Consider the following 23,378-nt stretch of genomic DNA (forward strand, 5'->3'; position numbering starts at 1 on the left):
AACAAACCCGCCGAACCAGCCGACACCGACCAGAAGCAACATTCGGTAGCGGCCTAACACCCACTGGACTCACCCGCCTTGACAAATTCCGGGTGGGCGGCCACGTGCTACACCCGTCGGCCGGTGCTCGGTCGAATCGAGATCACCGGCCGCTTGATCGGGTACATGGCGTACGCCACAACGGGCCGAATCCGGGGCCGAATTACGCGCTTACGCGTCGCGACCGAGAGTCTTCGCCGAGATCCCGACGTGACAAACGCGCCATGGAGACCGGTCCCTGGTACCCGCACCTATCGCGACGTCACCGCAGCGCTGCGTCCTTTCGCGGATGTCACCCGTCAGACCAGAGACGGCGTTCTCTTCGAAGGAGTCCGAGAGGTGGGTGTCCTGGTCGACCTCGACCTCACCGACGTTCCCTTACCACCATTGCGGTCCAGCCTGGTCCCGGCTTCCGTGTCGGCGCACGGCACCGAACTGTGGGTGGTCGACCGCGACCTCCCGCTCGTAGTCCGCCTCGATTCCAACCGGCACGTCACCGAATACGTCATCACCGGCCAGATCTTCGCCGACCCACCGGCCAACCGGACCCGGGCCGTCTGGGCACACGCAGACGGGTGCTGGGTGGCCGGCTGGGACGGCATCTATCACTGCCACCCGGATGGCACCGCGAGGACGGTCAGCGACGCGCCCATCCGAAACGCCGCCGCTTACGGCGAGGTCTTGCTTGCGGTGTCAGTGCCGAGCCGCGGTAGGGCCGAACTGCTTCTCGTCCGCCCTGGGCAGGATTCTTTGTCGCACAGTATGAATGACTGCGGCGACCTCGAATCGATGTGCACCGTCGAAGGCGGGTTTCTTCTGCTGTTCCGTCGACGAGACCCGACGACCGGCGCGCTGGGAACGAGCAGCCTGGTTCGAGTCGATCTGGACGGCACCCCGACTTATGGACCGCCATTGACCAGTTCGATCACGTCGTACAAGCCGTTCCTGACTACCGCGCCACCTACCATCTTCGACGGCCACAGTGCCTACCTCGTACTCGACGATCTCACCGTCGAAGCCGCCGAACCAATGCCCGCCGATGTTCTGAACGGGGGACAGGTCGGAGACAGGCTCTGGGTCGTCAGTCATCCTCCGGATGGAACCGGACGGGCGCAGTGGTGGCCACTGATGGGACCCTCTACCTACATCGCTGATCATCAGTACTGGCTGTTCACTCTGCTCGATGGTTCTACCCGGAAGCCTCTCTCCAACACACCGATCCGAAACCCACAGCCTGACGTCACCGTCGACAGCGTCGGCACCGTGTGGGTCACCGCGAGGGGTGTGCAATCCATTCCGGATGAGAACATGGCCCCGCCGGTGTCCCTCGACGTCGCCGACCTCCTAGATCGATCACGGCATATGGACTACTCCGAAGATTCGACGGCCCAGGGCGGGTGACCCGCTGACATGAATGTAGGCGTGCATGGTCAGTACGCCGAATACATGTCAAGATCAAAACGCCTGATACCGTTCATTTTTTGAATCTTCGTGGTATTCGTGGACCGTCCGGTCCCATTCGTGCCATCGACCATCTCGACCCTCAGGCGTGTGGACGTAACAGAGTTCCGACTCGGCTGCCAGACCGTCTGCTTGCTACAGAGTGGGTGCCTGGGGCGCACAGATCGCATGTCGCCGGAGTTGTCGTCGACGAGTGACGGTAGGCCAGTTCAAGAAATAGTGTTTGGACAATTCTGGCCGCAAGGAAGTCCGAAGGGGTCTCGCAGTACCGAATGGCTCACCTGACATAATGTAGATTATCGGCAAAATAATCGACCTGGGCGGCCACGGTAGACGGTGATCGTCACGCTTCTGGTCACCATTAGCTTCAGTGGCTCTTCAGTGCATAATTTTGCAGGCGTCGAGGTTACAGCTCGCCCGTACTGCGCTCGCTATGGAGTTCGCGGTCGAATGCTCATTGCGAGCAGTCGAGTTGTCTCGGTTGCCGTGATCTGTACGGGTGCAACCTCATTGGCTCAACTCTGACATGCATCTACCTCGCTGTAATACGTCACTGTGACGAATTAGAGTCGTGCACCAGACGTCGAACTGGCCGTTCGACTACTCGCGACCACGCCGCCGCCGCCGCCGTCGAGCAAACCCCCGCAACGACGGACGCAGCTGTCCTGCCCGACGCTCGGTGCCGGTGTTGATGCGGCTGCGATACCTCGGCGACCCAACTGCATGGCAACTACCCCCGACGAACCAACGGCTCAGACCACCTATGGCAAGGTCCCAGTCTCGTACTTTCGGTTGGGACAAGACTGGCCATCGAACCGATACGCGCACGACGCGATGCGGCGAGGGTTGAACCCATGATCACAGTTGAGTCCCTGACCCGGAAGTACGCCGCCTTTACTGCCGTCGACAACGTCTCCTTCACCGCCCAGCCCGGCCGGGTGACCGGTTTCCTCGGTCCGAACGGCGCCGGCAAATCCACCACGATGCGGGTGATGGTCGGTCTGACCGTCCCGACATCCGGCTCGGCCACCATCAACGGAAAACGGTTCGCCGACCTCCCCAACCCCGGCCTCGAGGTGGGCGTCCTCCTTGACGCCTCGGCCCAGCACGCCGGCCGCACCGGCCGCGAGATCCTCGCGGTGGCCGCCGACACCATGGGTCTGCCCCGCACCCGGATCGACGAGATGATCGAGCTGGTGAGTCTGACCCCCACCGAGGCCAAGCGCCGGGTGCGCAACTACTCCCTCGGGATGCGTCAACGCCTCGGCATCGCCACCGCACTCCTCGGAGACCCCCAGGTGCTGATCCTCGACGAGCCCGCCAACGGGCTCGACCCCGCGGGCATTCGTTGGATGAGGGACCTCCTGACGGGCTTCGCCAGCCAGGGCGGCACTGTGCTGCTGTCCTCACACCTGCTCCACGAGATCGAGGTCATCGCCGATGACCTGGTCGTGATCGGCAACGGCAAGATCGTTGCGGCCGGCACCAAGGGAGAGCTGCTGGCGGCCTCAGGGACGCTCGCGAGGTCGATGTCTCCGCGCGACCTCGCACATGCACTGGAGCAGGCCGGGATTCCCTGCACGCTCGCCAGCGACGGCTCGGTCCGCACGGATGCCGATCCCACTCGTGTGGGGGCCGTGGCCCTGACCGCCGGCATCGCCCTCACCGAGCTCCGGTCCGCCGAGAGCGCCGGCCTCGAAGACATGTTCCTGTCGCTCACTGCCGACACCCAACGCGAAGGAGTTGCAGCATGACCGCCACGATCGTCCCCCCGGCTATGGGCCGCCGGACCGCCCGGCCCATCCCTATTGCCCGACTCGTCAAGGTCGAGCTGCGCAAGATGTTCAACACCCGCTCCGGATTCTGGATGCTCACCAGCATCGGCGTCCTGTCGGTCATCGCGACCGGGGCGGTCGTCATCTTCGCCCCCGACAGCGACGTCACTTACGCGAGCTTCGCGTCAGCGGTCGGGTTCCCGATGTCGGTGATCCTGCCGATGATCGCGATCCTGGCTGTCACGAGTGAGTGGAGCCAGCGCAGTGGGCTCACGACGTTCACGCTGGTGCCGAGCCGCGGACGCGTGATCGGCACCAAGGCGGTCGCGACCCTTCTCGTGGGCCTCGGCTCCGTGGCCGTCGCCTTCACGGTGGGCGCCCTCGGTAACGTGGTCGGTTCCGCCCTCGCCGGCGTCGACACCGTGTGGGACATTTCGTTGTCCATGGCGCCCCAGATGGTGCTCGGCAACCTCGTCGGCATGGCGATCGGCTTCACCCTCGGTGTCGTGCTGCGCAACTCCGCGGCCGCGATCGTGGGCTACTTCGTCGTCTCACTGGTCATGCCGGGCATCCTCGTCCTCCTGGCCCAGGTGCGTTCGTGGTTCGAGGACCTACAGCCGTGGATCGACTGGAACGAAACGCAGGTGGCGCTCTTCGAGGGCGCCACGAACACCGGTGAGGAGTGGGCGATGCTCGGCTCGACCACCATGATCTGGATCGTCATTCCCCTCGTCATCGGTGTGCTGCTCCTGCGCCGCTCCGAGGTCAAGTAGCCAGACACAGGCGGCGGTATCCGGAATTATCTGTGGTCCGGATACCGCCGTTTCGTGGTGGATCGACTCAGCGAGCGAACAGTGACCCTGGACGGCCTCTACTCCCGGACCCGGCCGGTCTCGTAGCCCCACATCGCGACCTCCACCCGATTACGGGCGCCGAGCTTGGCCATGAGGCTGCCGATGTGGGTCTTCACCGTGCTGATGCTGATGTACAGCTCGGCGGCGATCTCTGCGTTGGTGCGACCCCGCGCGACGGTGAGCAGCACCTGCTCCTCGCGTTCGGTGAGCGGGTCGAGGGGCTGGGCGGGAGGTGCCGCCCGACCCGTGCCGGCGAAGGTCGACAGCAGCCGTCGGGTGATGCCGGGCGAGATGAGCGAGTCACCTCGGGAGGCCGCCCGGATCGCCTCGCCGAGCAGCTCGGGTCCGGCGTCCTTCAGTAGGAAACCGGTGGCGCCGGCCAACAGCGCACCGTGCACGTACTCGTCGAGGTCGAAAGTGGTGATCACGACGACCGCGACCGGGTCCTCGACGCCCTGCCCGGCCAGCATTCGGGTCGCCTCGACACCGTCGAGGACGGGCATCCGGATGTCCATCAGACACACGTCGGGACGGAGCTCGCGGGCCAGCCGGACCGCTTCCCGCCCGTCGCGCGCCTCCCCCACGACCTCGATGCCGTCCAATGTGCCGAGGATCAGCCGCAGCCCGGTCCGCACGAGATCCTGGTCGTCGGCCACCAGGACCCGGATACTCATTTCGGCGCCCGACATGGGAGCGTCGCAACGACGGCCCAGCCACCTCCGGGGCACGGGCCCGCCTGACACGTGCCGCCCAGGAGCAGGGCGCGTTCGACCATCCCTGCGAGCCCGAATCCTGAGTCCGGGTCGGGGTCCCGTGGATCGGCGTCACCGTCGTCGCGGACGGCGAGGCTGACGGTTGACTGGTCCCCTGCGACGCGCACGTCGACCAGGGTGGCATTCCTGGCATGCCGCAGCGCGTTCGTCACCGCCTCCTGGGCGATCCGGAACACGGCGGCGTCGATAGCCCGCGGGAGTGCGGCCAGCTCATGCGAGATCGTCACCTCCACCCGGGGGCCGGTCGGCGAGGCCCCCGACAGCCGCTCGAGGTCGACCACACCGGGCTGTGGGGCGTAGTTTGCCGGCGCCTTGTTGCGCAACACGCGGACCATCGCCCGCATCTCCGCGAGCGTGAGCGACGCCTCCGCCTCGATAACCTCCAGCGCCTCGAGCGGCGACGACGGGCTGGTCGCCGCGAGTGCGCGCCCTGCCTGTGCCTGGACGGCGATGGCAGAGACGTGGTGGGCCACCGTGTCGTGTAGCTCGCGCGCCAACAGGACCCGCTCCTCGGCTTTCACCTGCTCCAGTCTCCGTTGCTGGGCGTCGTGCTGGGAACGCACGGCCCAACCCAGGGCGAAGGCGGAAATCAGGACAGCGACCCCGCCGATTGCGTCGGCGACCCCGGTCCAGCTGACGACGAACCCCATGGTGGCCGCGAACAGGATGATCGCCAGACCCGCAACAGCCTCTCGACCGGAACCCCACCGAAAGAGTGCGTAGGGCAGCAGCAGGAAGTAAAGCATTGTGTACACGTCGAGCGCTGGTGCGTCGGATGCGATCAGGCCGATGTCGACCACAGCGACCACGCCGAAGGCGGCCGCGATCACTGCGAGCGGGTGGGTACGTCGCCATAACAGCAGCGGCGCCAGTCCGACCGCCAGCACCATCGACAACCCCGGTAGCGGCATGTCCTCACGTAGGACACCCTCCAGCACACCGGAGACCATCACGACCGCCAGCAGTGCCCAGTCCCGCCGTACCCGAACCGGTGGGGCCGAGGGCCGGGGTTCCTCCAGCAGGGACCGCAGTGGATTGCTCACCCCCTCAGCGTAGGCATCGAGCGCCGACGGGGGACCAACCGAAAGTCTGATCCGGCCGAAGGCAAGCTGCCTCGATTCGTTGCGTCACTGTGACGCACCGAATCGAGGCAGTGGACTGTGCAGCATCACGAAACAGCAGTTTCGTTGAGTATTCGCCGATACAAACGTCAGGCGGCCCGCTACGCTCCGTGTCAGTCACTGCTTGTGGCCTAACTTTCCATCCAGAGGTTTTCGATGTTCGCCGTGCGTTCCCGTTTCTCCGCAGACCGAAGTTCCATGCCTCGTCGTCGTGGTGGTTCGCTCCCTGCCTCCGGGCTGCTGGACCTCAATGTGCGTCGCACCCGGGTCACACAATTTCTGGTGGGTCTGGGTGTGCTGGTGATCGGCGTAATCGGTCTGGTCAGCGCGCCCTCGGAGGAATACAGCGGTTGGCGCGGTCTGGTCGTCGTCGCGGTCAGCATTTCTGCACTACCGGTTGCCGTGCGCTGGTTCGTCGGCAGATGGCCGAGTCCTCGTTGGCTGGTCGCGTTCATCGTCTACTCGGACGTGTCGATAACTGTGTGTCTTCTGTTGAAAGACACCGATATGACGGCGATCGGCGGAACCGTGCTGTTCGCGGTGGTCACCTCGCTTGCTGTGGTAGCAGTGCCGCTACTCCCCTGCGTCCTTCACATGCTGTACGGCGCCGTCGTTCTCGGCATCGTGGCGGTCAAGACCGTCCACTCCGGCGCCGCAAGCGGATGGGTCGTCGCAGCCCACAGTCTGACCATGCTGTTGATGTTCTCGGCGCCGCTCATATTGATGGTTTACGTGAGCGAACTTCGATCACGTGCGCGCGAATCCCTGGTGGATTCTCTGACCGGTTTGCACAACCGGCGTGGGTTGTTTGCTGCGGTGACTGCGGTCTCCGTAACGGCGCGGAAGGTCGAACCGAGCGTCCTGTGCGCCGTAGTCATCGATGTCGATGGCATGAAAGGCGTCAACGACACCTACGGACATCACACCGGCGACGCAGTGCTCGTCGACCTGGCCCAACACCTGCGGGCGCTCGCTGTCAACCACTGGGTTGTAGCTCGGCTCGGTGGCGACGAGTTTGCGTGCGTCTCGATCGGCCGACCCGCGGACATCGCCGTCCGCAGCGAAGAGCTCGTGTCGAACCTCGCGTGCGCTCGGATGATCTCTGGACTCACCGTCAGTGTTGGTGCGGCCACAGTCGCCATCTCGGTCGGAGACGACGAGCAGCAGTCGGCGCGCGACGGGCTCAGACTGGCCGACGCCGAGATGTATCGACTGAAAGCCAGCCGCAAGCGAAGTTCGGGTCCACAACGACATGGCGTATCCGTGATGGGTGTCAGCACCGTTGCGACCGGCCGTGAATCGACAGTCAGGGCACCACAACGACATTGACATCAACCGCGATCGAGGTTGTACGTTTGCGCGATGGATATCAGAACCATGGAGTGGGTCTTCGGCCGGCTTCCGGTGCAGGGGCTCGGTCTCATGCGATTGGTCGACGAAGGATGGGGACAACCGGACCGCGACCCGGACGCTCTGGTGCGTGCCGCGGTCGGCGCTGGAGTGACTCTCCTCGATACGGCCGAGATGTACGGCAACGAGGAACTCATCGGCCGGGTCGTCGGGCCCCTGCGAGATCAGGTCATCTTGTGCAGCAAGTTCGGGGTCTATTGGGGCGCGTCGGGTGACCGCGACGACTGGAGCGTTCGTGCCGATCCGGCGACAGTGCGGTCCGCAATCGACGGCAGTTTGCGCCGGTTGAACGTCGATACGATCGACCTCTACTACCTTCATCACCGCAGCGACGTGACGCCGATCGAGGACACAGTCCTAGCCATGGCCGATCTGGTTCGCGCCGGAAAAATCAGAGCGATTGGGCTATCGAATGTCACCGTCGACGACGTACGGAGAGCCCACCTAGTCCACCCAGTCACGGCCGTGCAGGAGCAATGGGCGGTAACGCAGCGAAGCGTCGAACCCATGTTGCCGGTACTGAGCGAACTGGGCATCACGCTCGTGGCGCACTCGCCACACGGCCATGGATCGATTCACTCACCCACCGACGACGCGCTCGCGACCACGCTGGACGAGATCGCCACACGGCATCGGGTAGCTCGGGGTCAGGTTGCGTTGGCCTGGGTTCACGGCAGTAGTCTTCGACGCGATCAGCCCGTCATTCCGCTTCCCGGCACGACCCGGATCACCCACCTGCTAGCGAATGTGGCGGCGGCATCCCTTGTTCTCGAACCGTTCGAGCTTGACCGCCTCGATGCTCTTGCCTCGCCATCACCCGTTCCGGTACGCCCGCGGTAGGACGAACCAGAAACCGATCAGAAGGAGTCCCACGACTCCGGCAGCCGGGAGTGAGGCGCTCATTCCAAGGACGATCTCGAACGTCAACGCCACAGCACCGATCAATGTGACACCCAACATGATCAGTCCGCCGATTGCGAGTCTGTTTCCTACGCTCACGAGCGCTCCGATCGCCCGCTGCCGAAACAGCAACCGGTGCATGCCGACGGGTGCGACAAGCAGAATCGTCGCCACGATAGATGCGGATACTGTGACGAGGTAGACGGCATGTCCGGTGGAGGAGAGATCGTCGAACCGACTCTGGAACGGCAAGGTAAGCAGGAAGCCCGTCAACAACTGAACTCCGGTCTGGAGGACACGCAGTTCCTGCAGTAAGGCCAACCAATTGCGGTCCAGCTGCTGAGTTGGAGTCTCTTTGCGTACCTTGCCGTTCCACTCGAGGTGGTCGGGATCCTCGTTGCTCGTCATGTGTGGGGATCAGTCACATCGAGCTGTCATAGTTCGAATTCGACCGGGTCGATTCCCACCGCGAAACACGCGTTCCTGACAGCGTTCTTTTCGTCGTCGTCGAATTTTCCATCGGCGCCACCGATGATGATTCCGATCTGAATCACAGCACGTGCCTGATCAGGCTTGCTCTTCAGCTTGCCGATGGTGGCGGTGGCCTCGACTTTGCCGAAGTCGAAATCGCCTGCGAGCTTGTCGCAGTACCAATCGAACTTCTGTCGAAGCTCGTCTGCCGGAAACACTTTGAGTGCTTCGTTGCTGGAGATGAGTGCAGCGGTCTTCTGGCGTTCGGCTGGATCGATGGAGCCGTCGGCGGCGGCGATCAGCGCGCACATCGCCATGCTGCCGTTGGCGAACTCCTTGTTCTTGAACTGGACGGTCTTCGTCTGCAGTTGACCGTTGAGTTCGGTGGCTTTTGCCTTGAGCTGGTCCCAGAAAGCCATAGAAGATCCTTTGTGTTGCGTTCCTTGGTCCGCACCGTTCGTGCGATCGCCCCCATTGTGCACGTCGATCCTCCGAAAAACCGGCACCCGCTGCTAGGGCCCTACAGGAGACGTTCGCCAGTGCATGAGAATGCGATGGATCGCCTCGGCGCCGTGAATCGGGCCCGGCGGGGTCGGAAGTGGGGCCGGATGCAGTAGAAACGGCCGTGTCTGCTGACCGCCGAGACCACCGTGGGAGCCCACCTGTTCCTCGAATGCAGCGACCTCGTCGGTATCCGGCCAGTATGTTCCATTGATCATCATGTCGGGGACGTTGCCGAACGAGTCCGTCCGACGAATCAAGTCCAGTGCCCCGTGACCGAACACTGCCAGAGGGTCCTCCCCCACGATGGATCCTGTTTCGAGGGACATGCTTCCGTGCTCACCCAGTACCTCGGATTCACCGGACTCCGTTGCCACCAGCACGAAGCCGATCCCTGGATGACAGATCAGCATCGCGATCAATCCTGGATATGCGGCCTCGATCCACTCGCGCGTGGCCCGCTCAGGATTGTCGGCGAAGCTGACCAGTCCGACATTGCCAGACGCCAGCACGACGACCTTGTCGACCCCGGACTCCGCGCTGTCGGCGGATCCGATGCCGACACTCGCTGCGGCGTAGGCGGCGCCTTCTGCTCCGCCGCCGTGCATCGGTCGGTCCGAGGCTTCGGCAAGAGCGCATCCGCGTAGAACGAGCGATTGCAGCGTCTCGCCGTACCGGGTCGTGAAGGTGGTCCCCTGACTCTGTCCGTGGTCGGAGAGCAACACCAGGTGATACGCCCGCTCGCTGCTCTGCGCCACCGCGTGGATCATCGCGATTTCGGCGTCGAGTTTACGAAGCACTGCGAGCGTCTCCGGGCGCTCGACGCCCGAGTGGTGCGATACCTCGTCGTATCCGACCAGGTCGGCGTAGACGATGGAACGACCGCGCACCATATCGCCGATCACAGCTGCAACGACGACGTCGGTCTCCACCACCGTGGTGAAAGCGCGCACCAGTGGGTAGATCCCGCCACGCGGTACCCGCGGAACGATGCCACGCCTGCGCGAGATGAGGTTCTGTCTGATCTCGCGGATGACTTCGGCCACGAGCCGAACGAAGGTGCGCACAGCGTTGGCCGGGTCGATGAAGTAGCCGGAGTAACCGGTTCCCCCGCCACCCATTCGTGCACCCTTCATCCGGCTGACCACCAGTACGTTGTCCTGGGCTCCGCCGGTGAACAAGTTTCCGCGGCTTGCACCGTCGTCCGCCAAGAGACCAGTGAGGTCGCCGCGTTCCCGTTCGCGTTCGGCGTTGCAGGCGGGATCGCTGAAGACCGCGATTGTGCGAGAGGACTTGTCGTACCAGCGAAATGCCGGAACATCGTGATTGGAACCGTGCAGGATTCCGAGCTGACTTGCCCCGGTCTGACTGCTCCAATCGGTATGCCACGCAACGAGCGAATGAGTGCCGGACGACACGAGACTTGCTATCGTGGGCACCTCTCCCGACGACATGGCTCGACGAAGCACATCATGACCGAGCCCATCGATCTGAATACACACCAGGCCTGGTGCCTCCGCGGGGCTCGGCGAGCCGCTGGTGGACCGGCGATGGCGTCGCACGACCATCATGCGGTAGGTGTTGTCGCGCCGCGCTGCAATCGCCCCTGATACGACGGAGGTCGTCGCAGACAGGATCAATGCGAGGATGGTGGTGTCCATCGGACCGTCGAAGTCTGCGACCGGCGCGAGCGTCACGCTGAGCAACATCAACAGACCGCTGGCAACGAAGACCGAGACGAACAGCAGAGCCGGCCCGACCCACATCATGGCTCTGAGAAACAGCGGCCACAGAAGTGCATTGAGCGCACCGAACACGATTGCAAGAACTACCGCGCTCGGCACCACCCCGACAAAGCTCGTCGTTCCGATTCGGTCGAGTCGAAACCCGGGCATGAACAGATCAGCGATTACCAACATGGCCGCCGAGATGGCCGCCAAGACCGTGTATTCGATGCCCAGCCGCCACACCATGGTCGCTCCCCCGTACCCGAGAGGGTCTGCTCGATTTCTGGAATGGTAGACCCCATGGCCGAAGGCCGAAGGAAACCCGGCACCGTGGTGTGGTGGGGCCACGCCACCGTGGAGATCCACCTCGACGGGGCCACCGTGCTCACGGACCCTGTACTGACGCGCCGCGTCGGCCACCTGGTGCGCCGACGCGGCGGGAGCCCTCCGGTCGACGTGCACTCTCCTGACGCAGTTCTGCTCTCGCATCTGCACAGCGACCACACCCACCTTCCGTCGTTGGCGAAGGTGTCCGCGACTACACCGATCGTGCTGCCTCGAGGCGCATCCCAACGACTCAGCGGTCTACGCAAGCTCGGGAATCCCCTCGTCGACATCTCCGTCGGTGAAACCGTCGGCGTCGGAGCCCTCCGCATCACCGCGGTACCGGCCGACCATGACGGCCGCCGATGGCGTCACGGGCCCCGAGATGTCGATGCCCTGGGCTACGTCATCACTGGCTCCTCGATCATCTACTTCGCGGGCGACACAGCGATCTTCGACGACATGGCCGAGTGGGTGCCGCGGTGCGACCTTGCGTTGCTCCCGGTCGGAGGATGGGGCCCGACGCTCGGCGCCGGACATATGGACGCTCGAGCTGCCGCGCGTGCAGCGTCGGCTATGCACGCGCGTATGTCGATCCCCATTCACTACGGGACCCTCTGGCCGGTCGGGCTCGATCGGTTCCGTCCGCATCTGTTCCACGAACCAGGTGCGGACTTCGTCGTCGAGGCATCCTCACTCAGCATGTCGGCCACCCTCCTCGACCCGGGCGAACCCTGGCAGATTTCGGACTGAGCGATGGTCAGCGCAGGCGCTCCGCGTCCTTGGCTCGGGTGATCAACTCCTCGCAGAGGCGAGTGAGCTCGTCGACTCCTGCTCCCTCCGTCACGGCCGTAGCGACATCCTCGGCCGCGCACCTGACTTCGAAGGTTCGATCGATGAGTGCTGACGCCTCCTCGGACGACAGGACGACGGCATCCTCGGGGATCGAGGTGCCCTTGACCGCGCTCCGGTGTTCGTAGGCCCGCTGCCTGCAGGATTGTCTGCAATAACGCCGGCGCCGACCCATCCCGGAGTCGGCGACCTCGCGTCCGCACCATGCACACGCGTGTACCCGACGTGACATCACTGACATGGTCTCGAGCCTACGGGTGGATGACGGTAGAATGACGTCGGCGTATGCGCGGATCCATCCGTGTCGTCGATTCGGGTCGGGAACGATTCGCACCGGTGGAGCGTTGAGGAACATGTACCACAGAGGGAGAGGACTTCACAATGGCAGATCGCGTTCTACGAGGTAGCCGCCTCGGCGCCGTAAGTTACGAGACAGACCGCGACCACGACCTCGCGCCGCGTCGAGTCGCTCGCTACCGATGCGACAACGGTGAAGAGTTCGATGTGCCGTTCGCAGACGATGCCGAGATCCCCGGCACGTGGCAGTGCCGCAACGGCCTGGAGGGTTCTCTGCTCGAGGGAACTGCCCCGGAGGCCAAGAAGGTCAAGCCACCGCGCACGCACTGGGACATGCTCCTCGAGCGCCGGTCGGTCGAAGAACTCGAAGAGTTGCTCAAGGAGCGGATGGACCTGCTCAAGGTCAAACGTCGCGGAGCCTGAGAACCGAAATAGCTTTCCTGCTGCGCCGAACGAATTGCAAAACATTCGTTCGGCGCAGTTTTTTGTCCCATTTCATCTTCTTCGGTTTGTTTTCTTCCGGACTGTGCAGCAATCCCGAAACAATACGATGGATTTTGCACCGATCAGGATGACGATTGCTGTGTGCAGTGGGATTATTGTGGACCGGGCTCGAACGACCATCGAGGGGTAACAGTCGAGAGTGAACGCACGATGAAATGTCGAGCGTGTAAAGGCACGACGCTGTATTCGTCTGCATAACGAGGGGGCAACCACGTGACCGAAGAGCCCTGTACCCAACTCGCGTCGCTTCGAGCCGAACTGGATTCCATCGACGCTGGTCTGCTCGTGGCTATCCGCGATCGAATCGAGATCTGTTCACGAGTTGCTCTCGTCAAACGCGAGTTCGACATTCCGATGATGCAGCCCGATCGCGTAGGAGTCGTTCAGGACCGGGCACGCGAATTCGCACGCGAACACGGTATGTCCGAAGACTTTCTGGCTTCGGTGTACGACCTTCTGATCGGTGAAGCATGCCGTGTCGAGGACCTGATCATCGACGCGGACTCCACCGTCGGCGAACGCGGTAGGTGAGATCTTCGATGACTGTCCGCACGCTACTGATCGACAACTACGACTCCTTCACGTACAACCTCTACAGCATGCTGTGCGAAGTGAATGGCGTGGAGCCCGTTGTGGTTCGGAACGACGTCGACTGGGATTCACTCGACCTCGCGAAATTCGACAACATCGTTGTCTCACCGGGTCCCGGGCGACCGAGTACCTCGCACGATCTTGGAATCAGTGCGCGCGCAATCGTCGATTCGGACCTCCCGATTCTCGGGGTCTGTCTCGGACACCAAGCCATCTGTCATCTGCTCGGGGGCGAGGTCGACCTGGCTCCGGAGCCGATGCACGGACGAATTTCCGAGATAGTTCACGACGGTGTCGGGCTGTTCGACGGGATCCCCTCCCCCTACTCCGTGGTTCGCTACCACTCGTTGACGGCAATGGATCTACCCGACGAGCTCGAAGCCTGCGCGTGGACCGCCGATGGCATCGTCATGGCCGTACGCCATCGCAGTCGGCCCATGTGGGGCGTGCAGTTCCATCCAGAGTCCGTCAGCACTGAGTACGGGAGGGAGTTGTTGTCGAACTTCCGCGATCTCACTCGATCGATACTGCACCCGTTCGCTGCACCCACCCGAACGCCCTACTTCCTCGAAAGCCAGTGCATCGAGGGCGTCTTCGACACCGAGCAAGTATTCGGTGAGCTGTTCGCGACCGGCCCGAACACCTTCTGGCTCGACGGAAGTTCCGCTGTGGAGCCTGACTCTCGCTTCACGATCATGGGTGACTGTTCCGGCCCCCTTGCGGAATACATCACCTATCGAGTGGCCGAGAGACGCGTCGAGGTGAGTCGCGCCGACGGAACGACCGAGTCGGTCGATTCGACATTCTTCGACTACCTCGATAGGCAGTTGAAGGCTCGGGCGGTTCACGCTCGCCACGATCTGCCGTTCGCGTTCGCTCTGGGGTACGTCGGGTATCTGGGGTACGAGCTCAAAGCAGATGTCGGTGGCCAACTCGTTCACACCGCGCCGACTCCCGACGCCTCCATGGTATTCGCCGATCGCGCACTGGTCTTCGACCATGAGTCGGGATGCTGTTACGCGATGGCCCTGGTGGAGGAGCACGGCGATCCTGCAACGGCAACCTGGTTCGAGGGTGTAGTCGATGCGCTCACCTCGCTTCGGGAGGGCGCCCATAGTTCTCAGCCCCAGGAAAGTCCGCTGTTCGCACCGGAGTTCGAACAGGACCTGCAACTTCGGCACGATCGTGAGAAGTACCTCGGGCTCATCGAGCAATGCCTTGCCGAAATCAGGTCCGGTGAGACGTACGAGGTGTGTCTGACCAATGTTGCCTCGTTTCCCGGCCCGATCGACGCACTCGATACGTATTCCTATCTCCGCGAGATCAATCCGACGCCCTACAGCGCATTCCTCGGATTCACGGACCTGTCGATCTCCAGCGCGTCTCCCGAGCGGTTTCTTCGGATCGACGCAGACCGAGTGGTGGAGTCCAAGCCCATCAAGGGCACGCGCCCCCGTGGCAGCACACCGGAACAGGATTCCCTGCTGCGGGCGGACCTTCTCGGCAACGAGAAGGACAAAGCCGAAAATCTGATGATCGTGGACTTGGTGCGAAACGATCTGGCGCGGGTGTGTGTACCGGGTTCGGTGCACGTACCGAAGCTGTTCGACGTCGAGACGTATGCGCCGGTGCACCAGCTTGTCTCGACCGTGCGCGGCCGACTGCGCGACGACGCCTCGGCGGTGGATTGCATCGGTGCGGCATTCCCCGGAGGATCGATGACGGGTGCCCCGAAAATCAGGACGATGGCCATCATCGACAAGCTCGAAGACGGGCCGCGCGGCGTGTATTCGGGTGCTATCGGCTACTTCTCGCTGACCGGAACCGCGGACTTCTCCATCGTGATACGGACGATAGTGTCCACCGAGCACGAGGTGACCTTCGGTGTGGGTGGCGCGATCGTCGCGCTATCGGACCCGGAAGAAGAGTTTCAGGAGACGATGGTGAAAGCAGTGTCGATGCGGCGCGCGCTGACCGGCTCCGCGCAGAAAGAAAGCCGGAAGGACAAGTAGGCAGGTCCCTCCGGCTTTCTGTTCCGGTCGTCAGGGTGTCGTGAAGTACTCGAACACTGCCGGTTGGACATTCGGATTGGCATTGACCGTACCGATGATGGTGCCTGCCACGACGCCTATCGCCGTACCGATGATGCAGCCCGCGATGAAGTTCGGGAAAATCGATACGCAGCCGATTGCGAAGCCGAGCCCTGCCCCGATCGCAGTTCCGACGGCGCCGCCGTTGGTGTAACCAATGACGATCTGGTTGATCATGTTGTCGAACGCTGCCTGTTTGGTGACCGGGCCGGCGACCTCGCTGACCAACGATGCAGGCTGCGGAGTCAGCAACAGCTGCCGATCCCCCACCAGCGCAGGGGCGATCGAATACTGTGCGCCGTTCACCGAGTACGTCAACGGCACACTCGCCAGAACAGTTCCGGAATTGCCCACGATATCGACCGAGTCGGCCCCGCTCTCGATGCGGAACGCCCCCGCGTCGAGGACAGTGCTGACAGCACCCTCCGGGGTGACCGAGGTTTCGTAACCGATGGACTCCGTGGGATCTGCGTTCGCTGTTCCCCCACCCAATGCAACCGTCACAGAAGTGGCCGCCAACAGCGTTACTGCCGCTGCAGCCACAGACTTCATTTTTTTCACAAGCATCCCCAGACCGTCGTCGGACGAGCTATTACATTCCGAAGCCAATGGTATTCCTTGACCACCGTCTCGAGTGTGTAAAGCCGATCAATTCGCGAGGTAATTCTCCAAGGCTGTTCCGATTTGCTTCAGCACGTCCGGTTCGATCATTTGATTGTGCGCGCACTCGATAGAACTGACGAACATTTCTCCGGTCACGAATGCACGCCACTGCGCTGGATCGCGTCGAATTCCGTCGCCCGCCCCATGCGCGGCTTCGAAGAACAGAACATCGCCGTCGAAAACGTCGGGAACGAACTCCGCCATGATCGTGGTCGAATTGGCGAAACCATCATTGATACGTTCGAGGTGCGCGGGCGTCAAGCCGGTCTCCTGCCCGAACGATTCGTTCAGCAATGCAACTGCGCCCTCGTACGTCAACGGAGATTCCGATTCGGCTCCAGCGAGGTCGAGACCGAGACCGGCGAGGAGTTCCTCGACACTGAGTCGTCCCTGAGGTGAGTCACCGGAATCTTGCACGTAGCTGTCCAGGATCGTCAGCGACTCCACGACCTGGTCTGTCCGACGGAGTTCTACTGCGACGGCGTGAGCAATCGCACCGCCGAGCGACCAACCGAGCACGTTGTACGGGCCTTCCGGCACAACCCTGCGGATCTCTGTCGCGTAACGCTGCGCCAAAGCCTGGATGGAGTCGAAGGTTCCACCCTCCGCGATGCTGGGCAATTGAATGCCGTAGACGGGTCGGTCCTCGGAAAGATAGCGAACGATGCCCGAGTAACCCCAGGACAGACCGATACCCGGGTGTATGCAGAACAACGGGGTACCCGTCCCCTGCGCACGCAGCGGAATGACTACTCCGAAGGCACTGTCGAGTCCGGTGGACGTATCGGCGTCACGTCCGTCGATCCGAGCTGCGAGCCCGGCCGCCGTGGGATCGAGGAACAGCGACTGCAACGGCACTCGGACACCCGTTGCCGCCTCGAGCGCCGGCACGACACGTGTGGCCACGAGAGATGTACCGCCGAGGTCGAAGAAGTTGTCGTCGACGCCGACCCGCTCGACGCCGAGTACATCGGCGAAGACGCCCACGACAGAATGTTCCGTCGCAGTGGACGCGGCCCGATACGGCATCGAGCTGGAGGTCAACTCGGGCACCGGCAGCGCGCGACGGTCGAGCTTGCCGACCGGGGTCAGCGGAATCTCGTCGAGTACGACTATCGCAGTCGGGACCATGTGTCGCGGCAGAGCTGCAGCAACGTGCTCGATCAATTCGGCTACCTCGGCGTGCCGATCGTCGGCTACGCGAACATACGACACGAGCACGGTGTCCCCGGACGGCGCGGTGTGACCGACCGTGGCGGCGAAGTTCAACGCCGGATGATCGGTGAGTACCGAGTCGATCTCCCCCAGCTCGATCCTGAACCCACGCACCTTCACCTGGAAATCGCTGCGTCCGACGAACTCGATCGTGTGATCGACAGTCCACCGCACCACATCGCCTGTCCGGTACATCCGCTCACCAGGTTCGCCGTACGGATCGGCGACGAAGCGTTCGGCGGTCAGACCGAAGCGATCCAGGTAGCCGCGCGCGGTACCGGGTCCGGCGATGTACAACTCGCCCGGCACGCCGACCGGAAGCGGGCGAAGTCGAGCATCCATGACCAGGAATCGGAATCCCAGTGCCGGACTTCCGACGTCGATGATCTTTCCCGGCCGTAGTGGGCCTCCGACGCTTGCCTGGATCGTGGTCTCCGTCGGACCGTAGCCATTGAACATCATTCGGCCCGGCGCCCACCGTGACACCAGTTCCGGCGTGCACGCCTCACCACCCACGGCGAGCACACCCACGTCCGCGAGGCGCGGGTGTTCGATCGACGCGAGGGCGGCCGGCGTCAGGAACGCATGCGTGACGTGGGCGCGTTCGAGCAGATCTGCCAAGTCGTCGCCGCCGAAGATGCCGGGCGGAACGATGACGATGGTGGCGCCGACACCGAATGCCATGGTCAATTCGTAGACGGATGCATCGAAGCTGGGCGACGCGAGGTGCGAAATGCGGGACGAACGTGTCGGATGGAAACGGAGGGTGACTTCATCCTCCAGGTTGGAGAGTCCGCGATGCCGAACCGCAACGCCTTTCGGGCGACCTGTCGAGCCCGAGGTGTAGATAAGGTACGCCGGGTTGTCCAGGTGCAGCGCCGCCGTGCGATCGGCGTCGGTCACCGGATGCGTCGGGTACCGCAAGACGTCCGAAGCGAATTCCTCGTCGTCGACCACGAGCCACGTGATCGTATCCGGGAGCGACTCTCGATGCGCTCGGACGGTCAGACCTATCGGGGCCTGCGAATCATCGAGCATGTGTGCAATGCGATCCGATGGATAGTTCGGATCCACGGGCAGGAACGCCGCTCCGGACTTCGCGACGGACCAGATCGAGAGGATCGACTCGATCGACCGTGGCAACGCCAACGCGACGAAGGTCTCGGGTCCGACACCGAAGTCGATGAGCATCCGCGCGATCCGCGTCGACCACTCGTCGAGATCACGATAGGTCAGTCCGACGTCACCGTATTCGACGGCGATGCCGTCGGGATTCGCGGCAGCAGCTTCGGCCAGGATCTGCGGCCACGTCCTGGGCTCGCCACCTGCTTCACCGCGAGCCGGTGCGAACATCGGGCGTTCGGTCGACCCGAGAATGTCGACGTCGCCGACGGGTGATGCCGGATCCCGAGTGACCGAATCGAGGATCCGCACGAAGCGGTCCGCGAACGACTGCACTGTCGCGGGATCGAACAGCGCGCTCGCATAGTCGAATGCGCCCTCGATACCCGCTGGCTCGCCACTGCCGTCGAAGGTCTCCGACAGCAGAAGCTGCAGGTCCTGCTTCGCGACCGGTACATCGAAGTCGAATCCTTCGACTGTCAGTCCGGGCAGTTCGAGCTGGGCCTTCGTGTTGTTCTGGAAGGATAATGCGACCTGAGACAACGGCGCATACGATGTCGAACGCGCCGGGTTGAGGACCTCGACGATCCGTTCGAACGGAATCTCGGTGTGCCCGAACGCTTCCAGATCCGAGTCGACCACGCGAGCGAGCAACGAATCGAACGATTCGCTGACGTCGACCACAGTCCGCAGAACGAGTGTGTTCACGAACATTCCCACCAGATCGTCCAGTGCGGCATCACCACGACCAGCGACCGGCGTGGTGATGGCAATGTCGTCGATGCCACTCAACCGCGACAACGTCGCGGCGAATGCGCCGTGTACAACCATGAACATCGTGGCGTTGCGGTCACGCGAGAACACCGACAGGCGGCGGTGCAGATCGGCGTCGATGTCGAACTTCACCCGCCCACCACGGAAGTCCTGGGTGGTGGGCCGCTGGCGATCCGTCGGCAGCGGCAGCAGGTCGGGTATCCCGCGGAGAGTCTCCCGCCAGAAGGTCAACTGGCGATTCGCCACGCTGCTCGCGTCGTCCTCGGCGCCGAGTAGTTCGCGCTGCCACAGCGTGTAGTCCGCGTACTGCACCGTGAGCGTCGCCCAGGCGGGGGCGGTCTCCGAAGTTCGCGCCGAGTAGGCCACCATCACGTCGCGTGCCAGCGGTGCCATCGAAGCACCGTCCGCCGCGATGTGGTGAACGACGACAGCAAGTACGTGGGTCGTCGCTGTGATGTGTGCGGGGTGCTCGGCGTCCTCGACGCGGTACAGCGCGAGACGAATCGGAATCTCCGACGTGACATCGAAGCCGAGCCCAGCGAAGTGGCCGATCTTCTCCCGTAGTTCGCTCTGACCGACCGAGGAGACCTCGACGGCGGGCAGCACGTCGGCTGCGTCATGAATGTGCTGCTCGGGAGCGTCTCCCCGCGAGGGGAACGTCGTGCGCAGAGACTCGTGGCGTTCGAGCACGTCCGCCACTGCACTACGGAGGGCAGATTCGTCGAGAGCACCCGTCAGCTTCACCACGAGCGGCACGTTGTACGCAGGCGAGGCCGGATCGAATCGGTTGATGAACCACATTCGCTGCTGCGCGAGTGACAACGGGATGCTGGCAGGACGCTCGACGGCACGTAGAACGGGTCGACTGTCGCTTCCTGCGGACTCACCAGCCAGTGCGGCCAAACCCGCCACCGTCGGGGACTCGAAGATCGCCCGCACACCGAGGCGAGTGCCGAGTGCCGAGTTGACCCGGGCGATCACTCTCGTCGCCGACAGTGAATCTCCCCCGCGATCGAAGAAGTTGTCGAAAGCCCCTATCGGCTCGGTCCCGAGAATGTCGGTGAAGACCTCGGCAACGGCGACCTCCGTCGCAGTCCGCGGAGCGAGGTAGTCACCTGCGCCGACAGCGAATTCCGGAGCCGGCAACGCCCGGCGATCGAGCTTGCCGACGGGAGTCAACGGAATCTCGTCGAGTTGGACGATGGCCGAGGGCACCATGTGGCCGGGCAGGCTCGCCGACGCATGCGCGGTGAGTTCCGTGTGATCGACCGTCGCACCGGAAGTCGCTCGAACGTATGCGACGAGCATCGTTGCCCCGGAGGGGGATTCGGTCCCGATCGTCGCGACGAAGTCGACGCTCGGATGCGTTGCCAGTACAGCGTCGATCTCGCCGAGTTCGATGCGGAATCCACGGACCTTGACCTGGAAGTCGCTTCGTCCGACGTACTCGACGGTGAACTCCGGCGTCCACCGCACGACGTCACCGGTGCGGTACATGCGCTCGCCTGGCGCACCGAAGGGGTTGGCCACGAAACGCTCGGCGGTGAGGCCAGGCCGATCGTGGTAGCCGCGAGCGAGTCCTGCCCCGGCGAGATACAACTCGCCCTTGACACCGACCGGAACCGGCTGGAGACGGCCGTCGAGAACGACTTCGTGTACAGCCCTAATGGGTCCACCGATGGTGAGCGCACCAGCCGCGTCCAACGGATCACTGATGTTCGACATGATGGTCGCCTCGGTCGGACCGTAGCCGTTGTAGAGGCGACGTCCGGGAGCCCACCGCGACACGAGCTCGGCTGGTACTGCCTCGCCTCCGACGACGACGTGTCGGAAGGTATCGAGACCTGCTGGGTCTACCGAAGCCAACGCGGACGGAGTGATGAACGCGTGCGTCACCCGCTCACGAGAGAGGATGTCGTGCAACTCTTCTCCACCGTAGACGGTCGGCGGAACGATCACCATCGTCGCGCCGCGCCCGAATGCGAGCAGATACTCGAGTACGGACGCGTCGAAGCTCGGCGACGACACGTGCAACGTCCGCGACTCGGGCGTGATGCTGTAGCGCTCGGCCTGCTCGTTCGCGAAGTTCTCCAGACCGCTGTGCGTGACCACGACGCCCTTGGGCAGACCGGTGGATCCGGACGTGTAGATCGCGTAGGCAGTGCTGTCGACGCCGATGCCCGACACCCGCTCGTGTTCCTGAATCGACAAGGGAGAGAACGTGCCGAGTTCCTCGACGAGGAGTGCATCGTCGAGAACGATCCACGACCTACCCTCGGCGAGGGAATCCGGTAGATCCGCAGCGTGACTGCGCACGGTGATCCCGAACGCTGCGCCCGAATCCGTCAGCATGTGCCCGATGCGATCACGCGGGTAGTTCGGATCGACCGGGACGAATGCCGCCCCGGTCTTGGCGACGGCCCACACGGACACCACGGATTCGATGGACCGGGAAAGCCCGAGAGCGACGAACGATTCGGCGTACACACCTCGGGCCAGCAACAGCCTGGCGAGACGGTTCGACGCTCGATCGAGCTCGTCGTAGGTCATCGAAACGTCGCCGAAGCGAAGTGCGGTGCGTTCGGACGAGAGTGCTGCCGCGTTTTCGAATATGTGCGGAAGCAGCACGGTGGAACCGCCTGCCGCACCATGCACCGGCGCGAGCGCCGAATGTTCGAGATCGCTCAGTAGTCCGACTCGGGCCAGCGGTGTCCGGTCGTCCGCGACGATCGCGTCGAGAACTCGAACGACGCGCGCGATGATTCGCTCGACGTCGCTGTCGGAGAACAGATCCGGGAGGTACTTCGCCTTGAGATGGAGACGGTCGTCCACTGACGCGACCAACGTCAACGGGTAGTGCGCAGCATCGGCTCCGACGACGTCGGCTACACGAAGTCCGGCGATGTCGGTGTCTTCCGACAGGCCCGCGCGGTCGACTGGGTACGACTCGAACACGGTCAGCGTGTCGAAGGACACGCCGTTGCCTGCAGCCCGCTGGATGTCGGTGAGGCCGAGATAGTGGTGATCGAGCAGTGACGCTTGTTCCCCTTGAACGCGATCCACGAAATCGCCTAGCGACTCCGAGGGGTCGACCGAGATCCGCACCGGGAGGGTGTTGATGAACAGTCCGATCATCGACTCGATGCCGGGGATCTCCGGCGGACGGCCGGAGACGGTCGCACCGAATACGACGTCGTCTCGACCTGTCAGCGTGGCCAGGACCACGCCCCAGGCACTTTGCACAACGGTGTTGAGGGTGGCCCCGCGATGCGCAGCCAGGTCGCGAAGCGACGCGGTTGCCTCCCTCGACAGCGAGCGTGTCGTCTCGACCGAGGTGCTCGACAGTTCGCGGCCACGATCTGCGTCGGCGAGAAGTGTCGGCTCGAGCTCGCCCGACAGGGCCCTGGTCCACGCCGCTTGTGATGCCGCGACATCACGCCGACGCATCCAACTCAGGTAGTCACGGTATGCGGGAACGCGAGGCAGTATCGAGGCGTCGCCCGCCGTCGCGTACAGCGTCAGCAGTTCCTTGATCAACAACGGGGTGGACCATCCGTCGAGCAGGATGTGATGGTTGGTGAGCAGCAGACGCCACTCCCCCTCGGCCTTGGTGATCAGGGTGAACCGAAGCAGCGGAGCACGATCCAGCGCGAAACGAGTTGCTCGGTCCTCGCGGAGGACTGCTTCGAGCGCGGCCTCGGGATCATGGGAACCGCGTAGATCGAGGTGTGCCCACGGCACGTCGATACCTGCCTGTACGACCTGCACGGACTCGCCGTTCGCGTTGTGCACGAACGCTGTGCGCAGATTCGCGTGTCGGTCCAGTAGTGCCTGCGCTGCAGCTTTCATCCGCTGCGCATCCACGACTCCACGCAGTTCGAGTCCGAGTTGAACCATGTACGCGTCGACACCGA

17 protein-coding genes are annotated in these 23,378 nt (G+C 63.4%); 9 read left to right on the forward strand and 8 right to left on the reverse strand.

The features are described 5' to 3' along the window. The first annotated feature begins 78 nt into the window (after positions 1-78). From A2J03_RS30685 to A2J03_RS22100, 3 genes are all read left to right on the forward strand, one after another. Positions 79-1,440 (forward strand): hypothetical protein, encoded by a 1,362-nt coding sequence (locus tag A2J03_RS30685; protein ID WP_156520524.1) that lies wholly within the window; start codon positions 79-81, stop codon positions 1,438-1,440. A 914-nt stretch (positions 1,441-2,354) separates the two neighbouring features. Continuing rightward, positions 2,355-3,254, forward strand: a complete 900-nt coding sequence (locus A2J03_RS22095) for an ABC transporter ATP-binding protein (protein WP_068378280.1) — start codon at positions 2,355-2,357, stop codon at positions 3,252-3,254. Next, complete coding sequence (locus A2J03_RS22100; RefSeq protein WP_068378282.1) at positions 3,251-4,048, forward strand: ABC transporter permease; 798 nt, start codon at positions 3,251-3,253, stop codon at positions 4,046-4,048. The genes A2J03_RS22095 and A2J03_RS22100 overlap by 4 nt, the downstream gene beginning before the upstream one ends. Before the next feature lie 98 nt (positions 4,049-4,146). Here A2J03_RS22100 and A2J03_RS22105 read toward each other — a convergent pair whose 3' ends face one another. Both A2J03_RS22105 and A2J03_RS22110 read right to left on the reverse strand, forming a co-directional pair. Further along, the gene (locus tag A2J03_RS22105; RefSeq protein ID WP_068378303.1) at positions 4,147-4,803 is read right to left on the reverse strand and encodes a response regulator; all 657 of its coding nucleotides are present in this window, start codon (positions 4,801-4,803) and stop codon (positions 4,147-4,149) included. Next, positions 4,800-5,945: a sensor histidine kinase gene (locus A2J03_RS22110; protein WP_068378284.1), complete on the reverse strand. Its 1,146-nt coding sequence runs from the start codon at positions 5,943-5,945 to the stop codon at positions 4,800-4,802. The genes A2J03_RS22105 and A2J03_RS22110 overlap by 4 nt, the downstream gene beginning before the upstream one ends. A gap of 276 nt (positions 5,946-6,221) precedes the next feature. Here A2J03_RS22110 and A2J03_RS22115 point away from each other — a divergent pair, with 276 nt between their 5' ends. Both A2J03_RS22115 and A2J03_RS22120 read left to right on the forward strand, forming a co-directional pair. Beyond that, positions 6,222-7,352: a GGDEF domain-containing protein gene (locus A2J03_RS22115; protein ID WP_068378286.1), complete on the forward strand. Its 1,131-nt coding sequence runs from the start codon at positions 6,222-6,224 to the stop codon at positions 7,350-7,352. 33 nt (positions 7,353-7,385) lie between these two features. Beyond that, positions 7,386-8,273 carry an aldo/keto reductase gene (locus A2J03_RS22120; RefSeq protein WP_197480912.1) on the forward strand — a complete coding sequence of 296 codons (888 nt, stop codon included), beginning with the start codon at positions 7,386-7,388 and terminating at the stop codon, positions 8,271-8,273. On the opposite strand, the gene A2J03_RS22125 is transcribed toward A2J03_RS22120, so the two are convergent. The 3 genes from A2J03_RS22125 to A2J03_RS22135 all read right to left on the reverse strand — a co-directional run bounded on the left by A2J03_RS22125 (position 8,247) and on the right by A2J03_RS22135 (position 11,278). Beyond that, positions 8,247-8,741, reverse strand: coding sequence for a DUF6328 family protein (locus tag A2J03_RS22125; RefSeq protein ID WP_068378288.1), 495 nt, complete (start codon positions 8,739-8,741; stop codon positions 8,247-8,249). The genes A2J03_RS22120 and A2J03_RS22125 overlap by 27 nt on opposite strands. Before the next feature lie 26 nt (positions 8,742-8,767). Continuing rightward, a complete protein-coding gene (locus A2J03_RS22130; RefSeq protein ID WP_068378290.1) occupies positions 8,768-9,223 on the reverse strand; it encodes a tellurite resistance TerB family protein in 456 nt (151 codons plus the stop codon). Positions 9,224-9,316: 93 nt separating this feature from the next. Then, positions 9,317-11,278, reverse strand: a complete 1,962-nt coding sequence (locus A2J03_RS22135) for a phage holin family protein (RefSeq protein WP_068378292.1) — start codon at positions 11,276-11,278, stop codon at positions 9,317-9,319. Positions 11,279-11,332: 54 nt separating this feature from the next. Here A2J03_RS22135 and A2J03_RS22140 point away from each other — a divergent pair, with 54 nt between their 5' ends. After that, on the forward strand, positions 11,333-12,109 hold the full coding sequence (locus A2J03_RS22140; RefSeq protein WP_068378294.1) for an MBL fold metallo-hydrolase: 777 nt from the start codon (positions 11,333-11,335) through the stop codon (positions 12,107-12,109). A 7-nt stretch (positions 12,110-12,116) separates the two neighbouring features. Here A2J03_RS22140 and A2J03_RS22145 read toward each other — a convergent pair whose 3' ends face one another. Then, positions 12,117-12,440, reverse strand: a complete 324-nt coding sequence (locus A2J03_RS22145) for a hypothetical protein (RefSeq protein WP_068378307.1) — start codon at positions 12,438-12,440, stop codon at positions 12,117-12,119. Between the two features lie 149 nt (positions 12,441-12,589). Between A2J03_RS22145 and A2J03_RS22150 the strand changes: the two genes are divergently transcribed. The 3 genes from A2J03_RS22150 (at position 12,590) to pabB (ending at position 15,612) form a co-directional block, all read left to right on the forward strand. Next, positions 12,590-12,928, forward strand: coding sequence for an RNA polymerase-binding protein RbpA (locus A2J03_RS22150; RefSeq protein WP_068378296.1), 339 nt, complete (start codon positions 12,590-12,592; stop codon positions 12,926-12,928). A 294-nt stretch (positions 12,929-13,222) separates the two neighbouring features. Beyond that, complete coding sequence (locus A2J03_RS22155) at positions 13,223-13,540, forward strand: chorismate mutase family protein (protein WP_068378298.1); 318 nt, start codon at positions 13,223-13,225, stop codon at positions 13,538-13,540. A gap of 8 nt (positions 13,541-13,548) precedes the next feature. Further along, positions 13,549-15,612, forward strand: coding sequence for an aminodeoxychorismate synthase component I (gene pabB / locus A2J03_RS22160; RefSeq protein ID WP_068378309.1), 2,064 nt, complete (start codon positions 13,549-13,551; stop codon positions 15,610-15,612). A gap of 30 nt (positions 15,613-15,642) precedes the next feature. Here pabB and A2J03_RS22165 read toward each other — a convergent pair whose 3' ends face one another. After that, on the reverse strand, positions 15,643-16,242 hold the full coding sequence (locus A2J03_RS22165; protein ID WP_231912650.1) for a hypothetical protein: 600 nt from the start codon (positions 16,240-16,242) through the stop codon (positions 15,643-15,645). Between the two features lie 96 nt (positions 16,243-16,338). Beyond that, on the reverse strand, positions 16,339-23,378 hold a 7,040-nt coding region (locus A2J03_RS22170; RefSeq protein ID WP_156520526.1), incomplete at its 5' end, for a non-ribosomal peptide synthetase.

The sequence above is a fragment of the Rhodococcus sp. EPR-157 genome (genome assembly GCF_001647195.1).
GTDB lineage: Bacteria > Actinomycetota > Actinomycetes > Mycobacteriales > Mycobacteriaceae > Rhodococcoides.